The organism is Bifidobacterium sp. ESL0784, assembly GCF_029433295.1.
Lineage (GTDB): Bacteria > Actinomycetota > Actinomycetes > Actinomycetales > Bifidobacteriaceae > Bifidobacterium.
Map to the genome: position 1 here is coordinate 446,030 of NZ_JAQTHV010000003.1, position 14,000 is coordinate 460,029.

The window sequence follows — 14,000 nt, forward strand, 5'->3', positions numbered from 1 at the left end:
TCAAAGGAAAATGAGTTATGCTGTAAGTCAAACGCCGAAAGGAACTAACGTGAGCAGCCTTCCACCTATCCATAATCCGCATGGCGACTTCGCCCAAGCTACCCCAAACCAGCAGCTGACAGACCGGCAACGCAAAGTTCTCGATGCGGTACGCAGGCACGTTTCCCGTTACGGTTTCGCCCCTTCATTTCGAGAGATAGGTGAGCAAGCCGGTCTCAAAAGCCCCTCGTCGGTCAAGCACCAGCTCGAGGTCCTCGAAGACAAAGGCTATATCAGGATGAACGCGAACAAGGGACGCGCCATCGAACTGGTGGAAAACGAAGCGAATATCCGTGAAACCACTCGCACCTCCACCGTTCTTCCGTTCGGCTCGCAAGATGAAACAGATGAAGCCATCGCCCAATCGCACGACATTCCCTTGGTCGGCCGCATCGCCGCAGGCACACCCATCACCGCCGAGCAACATGTCGACGACGTGATGAGGCTGCCGGAACGCCTTACCGGCAACGGCAACCTTTTCATGCTCGAGGTCCATGGGGATTCCATGATCGACGCCGCCATTTGCGACGGCGATTTCGTGGTGGTGCGCGAACAAGAGACGGCCGAAAACGGCGATATCGTGGCCGCCCTGCTCGACGGTGAGGCAACGGTCAAGACCTTCCAGAAGGACCACGGCCATGTCTGGCTGATGCCGCACAACCCGGCCTACTCCCCCATCGACGGCACCTACGCCAAGGTAATGGGCAAGGTCGTTACGGTCCTGCGCAAGATCTGAACCACTATCGTTTCCACCCGATATCACTGCAGATTCAGCGATGAATCTTCTCGCTTTGGGCCTGGCTGAAGCCTTGCGGTTCCAACTGGAAGGTGGTGTGGGGAATCGAAACCGAGAAGTGGTCGGTCAGGCAGGTGTGCAACTGATGCAGGATATCGGCGCCCTGGGCCATCGTCAAACCCGGCTCCACCACGACGTGAGCCGTCAGAATCGGCATACCGGTGGCCACCGTCGAGGCGTGCACATCATGAACATCGATGACGTGGTCGACGTTTTTCATATGCTCGCGGACCTCGTCCAAGTCCAAGCCTTCAGGTGTCTCCTCAAGCAATACCTTAACCGCGTTTTTCATCAGCACGAAGGCCCTTGGCACAATCAGCAACGCGATGACTGCACCGGCGACGGCATCGAAACCGTGCCAACCGGTAGTCATGATGACGACGGCCGAAACCACTACGGTAAGCGAGCCAAGCGCATCGTTCATAGTCTCCAGGAATGCGGCGCGCATGTTCATGTTGTCTTTGTGCTGGCCGGAAAGAACGAAGACGGAAATGAGATTGAACACCAGACCGAGAATGCCGAATCCCAGCAGCATGCCGACACTTTGCACCTCTTCACCGGAGACGCCTGCCAAACGCAGCACGGCTTCGATCAACGCGTAGACACCCACGGCCATCAGAATCAATGCACCCAGGCCTGCGGTGATCGGCTCGAGCCGCGCCCAGCCCCAGGTCCGTTCTTTGTCGGGCTGTCTGCGCATCAGTATGGCGGTAATCGTGGAAGCGGTGAGCACAGCGACATCGGTCAACATATGAGCACAATCAACCAGGAGCGCGAGAGAGCCAGTGATAATGGCACCAACAACCTCAACCACGAAAATCGTCAGGGTAAGCCCCAGCGTCACCATCAGTCTGCTCTGGTGTTCCTTCGCCTTGCCTTGGCCATCCACGGATTGGGTGCCTTTGACTATCTGCGTTTCGGTTTCCTGATGTTGCGAAGCCATATCCTCTCCCTGCCCGATCCATCACTTCAACGAAGCCAGAATCAAATTCCCTTCAGCTTCCGTCGCTTGACGCAGACACAATTTTCACGCGTCAAACATGTCTCGTTACTGGTGACACTATACGCATGAAAACCTAAGCGGGAGTTGGGTTTTGCGGCTCAGAGCCGAAGAACAAGCAGGTCGCACAATATTGTGCATTTCATTTTTCTTTGACACTGAAACCGACAATCTTTTTCATCGTCAAATATGCTCTGAATACCGCCGGCAAAACGCCAGAAACCAACTCAAACCAACAATTTGCGCTACTGCAGCAACAGCATCGCACAGCTCAGGGTAATAAACGAAAGCACTGTGCTCAGGAACTGCGTCGAAGCCATCTCCGATTCGTGAATGCCGTAATCGATGGCCAGATTCGTGGGCAGTGTGGCGGTGGGGATGGCCATGGTGATCACGACGATGCGCGTCAGCTCGCTGGGCATACCCGTGGCGACCATCAGTACCCAGATAATGGCAGGATAGACAATGTTCTTCAGACCCACGGTCAGCCAGACATGCGGGTTGAAGGAGATCTTGCGGGTCACGAGCACGATGCCAGTGGCGAACATAGCAACACCGCCCGCCGTCTTGCCAAGCACCGTGAACGTGGGCTCGAGAACGCTGGGCATCGACCAACCGCAAATGGAAAGGATGAAACCGAGGAACGCCGCAAGCACCAGCGGTTTCTTAAGCCCTTTCACCAACCGTTTGCCAACGGAAATCTTTGGACCGTTCTCTTTGTTGACATCCGCAGCAAGCGCCTCGAAGACGAACGGGACCAGAATCACATTGATGATAAGACTGGCGATGCCGATGTCGATGGCGCTGATACTCTCGTCAAAGAAGAGGGGAAGCACCGCGGAACCGATGAAGGGAATTGAGGGGTCGGCCACCGAAAGCGCACGGAGTGCAGAAAGCCCACTCTGGTTCTTGATGATTTTCCAATAGATGAAATAGAGCAGGAAATAAGACACGAGCATGGCGCCCAGCATCCACAATGCCAGCGGGATATCCTCCACTATCAATTTGCGTTTGGTGGCCCAGATACCACCGAAAACGTGCATGGGGAGAGCATAATTCATGACGAATTTGATGAGCCTGCTGCTATCAGTACTATCAAAATCGCCACGTTTGGCGGCAAAAGCGCCAAGCAACATGGTGACAAGTATCGGCAACAACGCAAATATGACGGTTTTCAGCATAATCCACCTCCATCTCGCACACGCCTTCCTATAAACATCTAGACGTACATCATTGAACAGCTACATCGCACGTAGAGGTTCTGGCGTGAATTAGGGCTACTGTACACGACGCATATTTTCTTGAAGTTTCCGTCTCACCCAACGGACAAGAAAAGTTATTGACCAAACATCTATAGAAATCACGAATGCCGCCTGCTTTACAAGAAGCAGAAGCGGCATTCCACGTGTTTATCGCTAAACGATCAACAGCCGAAGATCAGAACCCAAACTGCGCGACGGTTTCCTTCAACGTGTCGGCCGAACGGCGCAATTCCGCGAGTTCGTGGTCGGAAAGCGGCGTGTTGATGTGGGAGTTGACACCGGAACGGTTGACCAGAGTCGGCACGGACATGCAGATGTCGGAGATGCCGTGGAAGTCCTGCAGCAGCGAGGAAACCGGCAGCACGCGGTTGGAATCGTTCAGGACCGCGTCGATGATGTCGACACCGGACATGGCGATGGCGAAATTCGTGGCGCCCTTGCCGTTGATGATGCGGTAGGCGGCGTTCTTGACTTCCTGGTGGATCTCCTCGCGCTTGGCGGCGTCGAGCGGCTCGTGCCCGGGCAATGCCTTCCAGTCGCACATGGTCACGCCGCCGATGGTGGCCGAAGCCCACAGCGGCACTTCGGAATCGCCGTGCTCACCGGCGATGTAGGCGTGCACGTTCTTGACGTTGACGCCGGTCTGCTGGCCGATAAGGAAACGAAGGCGGGCCGTGTCCAGGTTGGTGCCGGAGCCGAAGATCTGGTTCGCGGGTAGACCGGAGAGCTTCAGCATCACGTAGGTGACGATATCGACCGGGTTGGTGATGAGCATGTAGATGGCGTTCGGGGCGACCTTGATGACGCCGGGAACGATGGACTTCATCATGTTGATGGTCGCGCTGGCGAGGTCGAGCCTGGTCTGGCCCGGCTTCTGGCGGGCGCCCGCGGTGATGACCACCATATCGGCGTCGCGGCAGATCTCCACATCGTCGCTACCGTCGATGGAGACGGAAGGGTAGAAGCTGGAGCCGTGCTGCATATCGAGGACTTCGGCTTCGACGCGCTCCTTGTTGATGTCTTCGAGCACGATGTCGCGGGCGACGCCGCGCTGGGCGGCGGCGAAGGCAAGTGTGGAGCCGACGGCCCCGGCTCCGATGATGGCAAGCTTGGTTGGTTTAATCGAATTGGACATATGATTGAGCCCTTTCAAAATGGGTGTGCCGAAGAGGAACAATAACCGACTCGGTAAGTTGTGGCATATGTTCGATCCTCTTTCACACAGCTATGCGGGCATGCTGGAACGCGGCAGTATAGCAGCGCCATGCATCTCGTCATTGTGATCGCCGCAAACCTTGACCGACACAACCCGTGAACGAGTCATTTGCACGTCCCCCAGTACCGGTGGTTACCGCCCTGCCGAACCGAAATCGGCACCAAAACGGAATTTGTGGCTTACTTCATTTTAGCAGACGGCCTACATAAATTTGAAATTCGTCACAGTTTCGAACTTGCCCCCCTTCGGCTTCCAAAAGTGAGGAGAAAACAGTCTAAATTATCATTGAGATCGAAAGTCCTTGTCCAACAGATTATCTATATTAAATTAAAATTATTATGAGGTAATTTTCTTTCGAGCGAACAGGGTCTTACGCAATGCGCACCAATATCCGCACCATATGTGCCGTGGCCGTAACAGCCATGCTCACACTGGCCACCATCTCCCAGGCCGCGGCAACGCAGGCGTCAAGCACACCCGAGGCTTCGAGCCCCTCTACGCACATCGAAGCGCAAGAAGAAAACCCAGCCACCAAGAAAAAGCGAACCCCGCCTTCCGTCTCCCCGCAATCCAATCCGTCTTTCGAGAGAAAATCACCCACGCCGGCATGCGTGCCCAGCGGGCCTGCCATGTGGGGAAGCGTGACGTGGAGCATCACCGACGATGGCGTCGCGACGGATGGCAGCAAAGTGTGCACGCTTCATCTCTCCGGCGGAAGCTCGCCCGACATACATCCCAGCGACGAGGTTTACGACATTCCCTGGCAAAAGAACAGCGACCCCGGGGAAGGAGTGACGTCCATCGTCATCGACGGACCTCTGAGCGTTACCAGTTCACATGACTTCGGCTATAACAAAAGCGGGCTGTTCTTCAAGATGGATTCGGTGCGCTCACTGACCTTCAGCGGTTCGGGTTCGTTAAAATCCGAAGGAAAAGCCGCCGAATACATGTTCTACGATATGCGTTCCCTGACGGACTTGGACGCCTCCAAAATCGACGTCAGCGCCAGCACCGACATGCGAGACATGTTCACCGGCGATGTACATCTCACCTCGCTCAATCTGAAAAACTGGAACACCAGCCGAGTCACCAGTATGGAAGAGATGTTCCAGTTCGATTCCTCGCTGACCGCCCTCGATATCCACGGTTGGCATACCGGTAATGTCACCAACATGAACAGTACGTTCTACAGCGTGTCTTCACTCACATCCTTGGACCTCTCCAATTGGGATACCCACAGCCTCAAGACCATACGCGGCATCTTCTCAACGGGCCACGACGACGACAAACTCACCTCATTGAACCTCTCCGGATGGGACACCAGCCACGTCACCGACATGCTCGACGCATTCAACAATCGGAGGCAACTCGTTTCTCTTGACCTCTCCGGATGGGACACACCCAACGTCACCAACATGCAGGGCATATTCGCCGAAAATCTTTCCCTACAGACTTTATCCGGCATCGGAAGCTGGGACACCAGCGACGTCACCGACATGTCACGTGCCTTCGCCGGCCTTTTTTGCATTACATCACTACCGGTCGCCAATTGGAATGTTCATAACGTCAAGGCCATGAACAGCATGTTCGATCGCGATTATGATCTCGGAGCGTTGCCAATCAGCGGATGGAAGACGGGCAACGTCACCAACATGCGCGATATGTTCGATTCCACCCGGTCACTGACCACACTCGATATCGGCCAGTGGAACACAAACAACGTCACTGATATGAGCTATATGTTCGCGAACTCGGGCGTAACCACCCTCGATGTGCATAATTGGAAAACTGGCAAGGTCACCAACATGTCCTACATGTTCTATGAAACGAAGCTGGAAACATTGGACGCCAGCGGCTGGGACACAAGTTCGGTGACAGATATGTCCGACATGTTCGGAGTGGACTTCTATCCGACGAGGCATCTCGGCAATCTTAAAAACCTCAATGCGTCAAGCTGGGACACACGAAACGTCACGAACATGTACAAGATGTTCATGAACCTCCCCTTCTTCAACAACCTTACCGTGGGCCCCTATACCCGTTTCCGCTCGGAAGCCTTCCAGTACTTCACACTCAGCGCCCCGCTCTCATGGCTGCATCTGAGCGATGGCAACGGCACGACCATCACGCCCGGTTCCGAGGGATTCGCGGTCGGGAATAGTTCTGACCTGGTCACACGCATCAACCAAGGAGGCACGGCATCTGCCGGCGTCTACAGGAATGCCCAACCCGCCCGTCTTACCTTCGACCCGAACGGCGGTAGCGGAGGATACATCACCACAACACAGGAAGGCCAGCTGCTGGAGATTCCGGATTTCACGAGAGTCTCCAAACCCAGCGACCAAGCGGTTTCCTGGAACACCGAAGCCGATGGCAGCGGCACCGAATACCATCCTGGAGACACCCTCTACGTGCTGGAACCGATGACCTTCTACGTCCAATGGTCCAGCAGAGCGGTGAAGCCGGTGGTCTCCTTCGACCACGCCCAATTCAGCGTGGGCCAGGACGTTTCGGGAGCCGTTCTCGACCATCAGGGAGGGCAGCCGGAAGCCGGCGACACCGTCACTGTCACCTGGCCGGACCATACCACTAGCGAAACGACCACCGGATCAGACGGGAAATGGAGCATCGCGGGATCCGAAGCGCAAACACACGGCACCGGCGATATCACCGCCAAAGCGAAAAACGCCAACGGCGACTACAGCGCCTCGGTTCCCGCCAAAATCGTCGCCGCACAAGGCGCGGGAGGAGTCTCGGCTCTGCCACTCACCGGCAGTACATTGACAGCCATCGGAATACCCGGCATCCTTCTGGCCCTTAGTCTGGTTGCCGTTGCCATCGCTCTCAGAAAACGTCTGATCACAAAATGGAACCGGCGCACCTAGCCGATAGCCAACTCCATGACCTGGGCGGCAAGCCGGGAATCGACATCCGCCTCCAGCGCCACACCGTCGGCCCGGTAATCCTCTTTGGTCACTTTGCCGTACTCACGAATGCGCGAAAGCAGTGACCCTGCCTCGTCGCTATACGGCAGCAGCGCCTCGACATGCACCTGTGGGACGGGCAACGCCTTTTCCACAGTCTCACGCAGGTCGTCCAAGCCCCTTTCGTCGGCCACAGAGACGATAAGTGCGTCAGGACGGATGTTGTGCAGACGATCGAGCGTGCCCTGGTCGACCTGGTCGGCCTTGTTGAAGGCGAGAATGCGTGGGATGTCGGTTGCGCCGTCGATGCCGACGAGCACGTCGTTGACCGCTTCGATCTGGGCGAACGGGTCGGTGGTGGAGGCATCGACTACATGCAAGATGACATCGGCCTCGCCGATTTCCTCAAGCGTGGATTTGAACGCCTCGACCAGCTGGGTGGGCAGACGACGCACGAAACCGACCGTATCGACGTAGGCATAAAGACGTCCGTCGGCAGCTTTGGCGCGTCGGACGGCCGTATCGAGGGTTGCAAACAGCGCATTGCCGACCAGCTCACCGGAGTTCGTCAGACGGTTTACCAACGAGGACTTGCCGGCATTGGTATAGCCGACCACGGCAACCGTAGGCAGGCCATAGCGATGGCGGGAACCACGTTTGACCTCACGGGCCGGAGCCATGGCCCGAATCTGCTTCTTGAGGCGTGCGATGCGGGTGCGGATGACTCGACGGTCCATCTCGATCTGTGTCTCGCCCGGGCCGCGGGAACCGATGCCGCCGTTGACGCCGGCAGCCTGACCACCGGCCTGACGGGAAAGCGATCCGCCCCAACCACGAAGACGCGGAAGCATGTATTCCAGCTGCGCCAGCTCCACTTGTGCCTTGCCTTCGCGACTGGTGGCATGAGCCGCGAAAATGTCAAGAATGACGGCCGTGCGATCGACCACTTTGACTTTGGTGGCGTCCTCAAGCGCACGACGCTGGCTCGGTGCCAGATCGCCGTCGACAATGATCGTATCGGCTTCGCATTGTGCGACGATACCGGCAATCTCCTTGGCCTTGCCCCGGCCGACGTAAGTGGCGGCGTCGGGCTTCAGACGATGCTGCAATACACCATCGCAGACCACAGCACCGGCCGTGTGAGCAAGCGCCGCCAGCTCTCGCAACGATTCCTCAGCCTGCTCGATGGTGGTGTCTACGTTCGACCACACCCCCACCAGCACGACGCGCTCAAGCCGGACCTTGCGGTATTCGACATCCGTCTCATCCTGCATCTCACCCAAGCCGGTGACATGCTTGAGCTCGTTGCGCGACTCGCGTTCGTTCCACTCCTCGACCCCGGGAGCGCGGCCATCGCTTTGCTCCTGCAGGATGTCGGACTTACGTCCCAGCACCTCGTTCTGCTCGCCACGTTCACCATGCTCAGCCTGAACGTCCTTACGCCCGTCGTTTGTTGCCAATAAATCAACCTTTCGATAGTTGAAAATCCATCTTTATCCAAGCATATTCGGTGAGGTGAACGCGTTTCACTGTTCCGGTATGCCACTAATATTGGAAACCTATTATTGCGGCACAGCCGAAGGCCGAAAAAACAAAAATCTGACGGGGCATGATGAGCGAAACAGCAGGAAAGCAACAGGAACGAACGGATGCCGAACACCAATCGGCAGAACAGTATTTTACGGCGGAACCGGCCTCGCGCGACGTGCGGCGGAACCTGCACGTTTCTTTGCGTGGGCATGACGTGGATGTCGAGGTTTCCAACGGGGTGTTTTCGGGGCATCGTCTGGATCTTGGGACTTCCGTGCTGCTACGGCATGCGCCGGAAGTGCCGGAAAACGGGACTTTTCTCGATATCGGCTGCGGTTGGGGACCGATCGCATTGGCACTTGGGCTGGAGTCTCCAAAGGCCGATATCTGGGCACTTGACATCAACGAACGTGCGCTGGAACTGACGAAAACCAATGCAGAGAAATTGGGGCTAGCCAAGCGCATCCACACAGTAAAGGCCTCGGATATGCCGGCTGACCTCACCTTTGACCTCATCTGGTCGAACCCACCGATTCGCGTGGGCAAGGACGAACTGCATACGTTACTTATGGCTTGGCTTCCGCGGCTTACGGCCGGCGGATACGCCTATCTTGTCGTGCAGAAAAACCTCGGCAGCGATTCGCTGATCAGGTGGCTTTCGGCCGAGCTCGGCGACGATTATCAGGTATCGAAATATGCGAGTTCCAAAGGCTACCGTGTCATCGAAGTAAAGCACTGACAAACCCGCACATCCAAAAGGCACTTTGGAAACGATTGGTACGATGCTGCTCGCCTGTTTTTCAATGTCCCCGTTTGGATGTGCGTACAATAGAGAAACACATGAAATACCATTATCCTTCAGACTTGCCGGTTAGCGCCGCGCGCGACGAGATCCAGCGCGCGGTGCGGGATTCGCAGGTCGTCATTGTCTCCGGACAGACCGGATCGGGCAAGACCACCCAGATTCCGAAAATGCTTCTGGAGATGGGCCGTGGCACCCACGGCCATCAGATCGTACACACCCAGCCGCGCCGTTTGGCCGCACGTACCGTAGCCGAACGCATCTGTGACGAAATGGGTGTGAAGCTCGGCGAGGAAATCGGCTATCAGGTCCGCTTCACCGACAAAAGCTCACCCAAAACACGTCTGCGCATCGTCACTGACGGCATTCTTTTGGCTCAGATTCAGCACGATCCGCGGCTTTCGCGTTACGACACCATCATCATCGACGAGGCGCACGAACGTAGCCTCAACATCGACTTCCTGCTCGGCTACCTGACCGCGTTGCTGCCGAAGCGCCGCGATCTGAAGCTCATCATCACTTCGGCCACCATAGACTCGGTGAAATTCAAAGAGCATTTCGAGGACGCGCTGCACACGAAAGTGCCCGTCATCGAAGTCTCCGGACGCACCTACCCCGTGCAAATCGTCTACGAGCCACTGGGCGGCATGCCCGCGCTGATGCGGCATGTGCCGGGATTTGCCGATGGGTCGCTACCCAATGAAAACGGCGAGATTCCGGGAGCCGACAGCCGCAATGGTTCCGGCAACAGCTTCAGCAACACCGGCAGCGAAGATATGCCCCGAGCCGTGGCACGAGCTTGTGCCGAGCTGGTCATCCATTCCTCGCACGACCGCGGGCCGCGCGATATCCTGGTCTTTGCTTCCGGCGAGCGCGACATCCACGAATACGAAGATGCCATCCGCCACCATTTCGGCCCCCGTGCCGCCGATATGCGTCGCCCGGACGCACTGGAAATCGTACCACTCTACGCCCGCCTGTCTTCCAAGGAACAGCACCGCGTCTTCGAGCACCATACACACCAGCGCATCGTCATCGCCACCAACGTGGCCGAGACCTCGCTGACCGTACCCGGCATCCGTTACGTGGTCGACCCCGGCGAAGCGCGTATCTCGCGATATTCCAAATCCGCCAAGGTGCAGCGTCTGCCGATTGAGGCCATCAGCCAGGCCAGCGCCGACCAGCGAAGCGGCCGATGCGGACGTATCGCCGACGGCATCGCCATCCGCCTTTACTCCAAGGACGACTACGAATCCCGCCCACGCTTCACCGAGCCGGAGATCCTGCGCACTTCGCTTGGGGCTGTTGTACTACATATGCTGTCGGTGGGCGTTGCGCGCACGGCCGACGACGTAACGCATTTCGGCTTCATCGATCCGCCGGACACCCGTTCCGTCTCCGACGGCTTCAACGAATTGACCGAGCTCAAGGCCATCGCGCGCAAGCACGGCGAGGTGCGCCTGACCCACACCGGCCGTCAACTTTCGCGCATCCCCATCGATATCAGGCTGGGCCGTATGATCCTCGAGGCCGCGCAAAAAGCCACGCCCAACACGCTCGCCGCAGTGCTGGTCATCGTCGCCTTCCTCAGCCTGCAGGACCCGCGTGAACGGCCCGACGAAATCCGTGCTGAAGCCGACCGCGTTCACAACCGCTACGCCGACGAGACCAGCGATTTTCTGACCGCGCTCAATATATGGGACCATATTTTCGGCCCTAACGAAGGCAACGACGGCAACCACACCGGCAACGCCAAGCTGCGCAAAATCTGCAAGTCCGAATACTTCAACTTCATTCGCCTGCGCCAATGGCGCGACCTCGTCTCCCAGCTGCGGCAGATGTGCCGGCAGATGCATTTCAAGGTGGGCAAGCCCGCCCCTATTTCGCGTCCGGCACCGGAAATCCTCATGTTGCCGATCAATCAGCAGGCGGCTCATGCCTTGTGCTGCTCGTGGGATTCGCAGGGCATCCACTCCTCCATGCTCGCCGGTCTGCTCTCGATGATGGGCATGCAGGTGGTGCGCGAGCCCAAAGCCTCGGACTTCTCCGGCCTCAAGGGTGCAGCAAAAGCCCGAGCCATGAAACGTGCGGCCAAGCAATCAAAGAACGAGTACCAAGGTGCGCGCGGCACACGGTTCGCGCTCTTCCCTGCCTCGTCGGTGGCCAAGTCCACCCCGCCGTGGGTAATGGCGACCGACCTGACCGAAACTTCACGCCTGTGGGCGCGCTATTCCGCTGCCATCGATCCGGCGTGGGCCGAACCATTGGCAGGAAGCCTCACCCGCGTCACCTACGCCGAGCCCCATTGGTCGGGCTCGCGCGGCAGCGCCATCGCCAGTTCGAAGGTGCTGCTCTACGGCCTGCCCATCGTCCAGGACCGGCCGGTGCAATGGGGTCGTATCAATCCTCCCGAAGCCCGTGACTTTCTGATTCGTCAAGGATTGGTCGAAGGCGATATCCAGCAGCGTTTCTCCTATGACGATTTCGTCGAGGCCAACCGAGACATTCTTCAGGACGCGGTGGACGACACCAACCGCACCCGCCAAATTTCCGATAGCGTCAGTGACGAAGATCTGTTCGACTTCTACAACGCCGTCATTCCGGCTGACGTGACCAGCGTCGCCGACCTCGGCAAATGGGTCAAGTCCATCCACCAGACGCAGCCACACCTGCTCGACTTCGACCCGGACAAGGTCGAGCGCCTGCAATCGCACGAATCCGTGGACTTGCGCGATTACCCCGACCAATGGCACACGCTCGGAACCGACGGTACCCCTATCGACCTGCGCTTGAGTTATATCTACAACCCCAGCGACCCCGCCGACGGCGTAACCGTGCATATCCCCATCAAGGCCCTGTCCCGCCTGACTCCCGAGCAGTTCACTTGGAACGTGCCGGGACTTCTGGACGAGCTTATTCTGGGCTATATCAAGTCGCTGCCGAAGTCGCTGCGCGTCCAGTTCGTACCCGCGCCCGACACGGCCCGCAGCATCCGCGCCGCTATTGACGAGCGCTACCCCGACCTTCCCGGATCGGGTTCTGAGGGCAAGCCAAGCTTACCGCCAATAGACGATGCGACCGGCACCACACGTTGGCCCGACTTCGCTCACGCCTTCACTTATGCCGCCATCACCAGCGTCAACGCGACCATCCACCCCGAAGACTTCAACAACGACCAGCTCGACAAGCTTTCACCGTATCTGCGCGTCGCGTTCAGCGTCGAGGAACCATTGCCACCGGCACCCAGTAAGGACCGGCGCAGCAACAAACGAAACAGCAAAGGCGACCGCAACCACGTTGATGCCGCCGATGCCAGCAACTCAGCGATTCCCTACAATAAGTACGCAAACAGTTCCGCTTCGAATTCCCGAAAGAACAACGCCAACGCCCAATCAGGACAGAATAATCCGGACAATACCGCCAATACTCCGACGATCATCGATGACGCAACATTCCGGGCCCAGCGGCACGGCAAGGCACAACGTTATCGGGTGCTCGGCACGGGCAAATCGCTTGTCGAGCTGCAACGTAAGTTCGCCCGTCAAGCTCAGGCCAGCGCTCGGAAAACCGTGGAGCGACAGGCTAGCAAGGCCAAGTCGCAGGGCAAGGTGGTCGCACAGGCGAACCTTCTGAACAAAGCCGGTGCCACCACGGTTTCGCGAGCCGAAATGCTCTGGCAAGCGGCATACGAAAAGCTGAAACTGCCCGAAGACCGCATTTCCTCACGCTGGCTTGGCAACGAGGCGCTGATGCTAGCCAGCGCGCCCTACAAGTCCACGAAACTCTTGGTCGATGACCTTGAGCTAGCGGCCGTCAAACGTCTGCTTCCCCATATCGACAAGCTTGCCGATGACAACGCTCTGGCTGAGGCCGTAAGCGGGGTGACGCAGACTTTCGAAGACACGGTCTACGCCGTGGCTCATGACGTCATCGCCATTCTCAAACGCTATGCGGCCGTCGATTCGGCGGTGGGCGGCAAAGCCGACCTCACCATGCTGGCCGTGCTGCAATCGGTCCGCGAGCATATCGCCACGCTCGTCTACCCAGTTTTCGTGGGTTCGACCCCGCCACAAGCGCTGCCGAACATCGAACGCTACCTGCACGCCGACCTGATGCGCTTGGAAAAGGCCAAAACCGACAAGAACCGTGACGTCCGTTGGGCATGGGAGGCCGATGAGGCCAAGGACTTGGTGACGAGAGCCGAAGAAAAACTGAAAGCCGAACCCGCCGGTCCCCGACGCGAGCAATTCGGCAAGCAGGTGGAGCAGGCCCGCTGGATGCTCGAGGAATTCTACGTCTCCCTGTGGGCGCAGGAACTGGGCACGAAGTCCCCCGCCAGTCTCAAACGCATCCGCAAGCTGTTGGACTAATCGCCTATAATCATCGTTGCTTGAACGGTGTTTACTGCCATCTGTCCGTCTTACTGGCCAG

8 protein-coding genes are annotated in these 14,000 nt (G+C 57.7%); 4 read left to right on the forward strand and 4 right to left on the reverse strand.

Annotation, left to right across the window (positions count from 1 at the left end; translation table 11 throughout):
* Window positions 1-10 precede the first annotated feature (10 nt).
* Window positions 11-775: a transcriptional repressor LexA gene (gene lexA / locus PT279_RS06335; protein ID WP_277166539.1), complete on the forward strand. Its 765-nt coding sequence runs from the start codon at window positions 11-13 to the stop codon at window positions 773-775.
* A 34-nt stretch (window positions 776-809) separates the two neighbouring features.
* On the opposite strand, the gene PT279_RS06340 is transcribed toward lexA, so the two are convergent.
* The 3 genes from PT279_RS06340 to PT279_RS06350 form a co-directional block, all read right to left on the reverse strand.
* Window positions 810-1,682, reverse strand: coding sequence for a cation diffusion facilitator family transporter (locus PT279_RS06340; protein WP_277166625.1), 873 nt, complete (start codon window positions 1,680-1,682; stop codon window positions 810-812).
* A gap of 398 nt (window positions 1,683-2,080) precedes the next feature.
* The gene (locus PT279_RS06345) at window positions 2,081-3,016 is read right to left on the reverse strand and encodes an AEC family transporter (RefSeq protein WP_277166540.1); all 936 of its coding nucleotides are present in this window, start codon (window positions 3,014-3,016) and stop codon (window positions 2,081-2,083) included.
* Window positions 3,017-3,272: 256 nt separating this feature from the next.
* The gene (locus tag PT279_RS06350; protein WP_277166541.1) at window positions 3,273-4,232 is read right to left on the reverse strand and encodes an L-lactate dehydrogenase; all 960 of its coding nucleotides are present in this window, start codon (window positions 4,230-4,232) and stop codon (window positions 3,273-3,275) included.
* A 458-nt stretch (window positions 4,233-4,690) separates the two neighbouring features.
* Here PT279_RS06350 and PT279_RS06355 point away from each other — a divergent pair, with 458 nt between their 5' ends.
* Window positions 4,691-7,198, forward strand: a complete 2,508-nt coding sequence (locus PT279_RS06355; protein ID WP_277166542.1) for a BspA family leucine-rich repeat surface protein — start codon at window positions 4,691-4,693, stop codon at window positions 7,196-7,198.
* Here PT279_RS06355 and hflX read toward each other — a convergent pair.
* Window positions 7,195-8,631 (reverse strand): GTPase HflX, encoded by a 1,437-nt coding sequence (gene hflX / locus PT279_RS06360; RefSeq protein WP_277166626.1) that lies wholly within the window; start codon window positions 8,629-8,631, stop codon window positions 7,195-7,197. The two genes, PT279_RS06355 and hflX, sit on opposite strands and share 4 nt — an antisense overlap.
* 215 nt (window positions 8,632-8,846) lie before the next feature.
* Between hflX and PT279_RS06365 the strand changes: the two genes are divergently transcribed.
* Together PT279_RS06365 and PT279_RS06370 are read left to right on the forward strand one after the other, a co-directional pair.
* Window positions 8,847-9,506 (forward strand): methyltransferase, encoded by a 660-nt coding sequence (locus PT279_RS06365; RefSeq protein WP_277166543.1) that lies wholly within the window; start codon window positions 8,847-8,849, stop codon window positions 9,504-9,506.
* A 101-nt stretch (window positions 9,507-9,607) separates the two neighbouring features.
* Entirely contained in the window at window positions 9,608-13,939 is a 4,332-nt protein-coding gene (locus tag PT279_RS06370) for a DUF3418 domain-containing protein (protein ID WP_277166544.1), read from the forward strand.
* The last annotated feature ends 61 nt before the right edge of the window (window positions 13,940-14,000 follow it).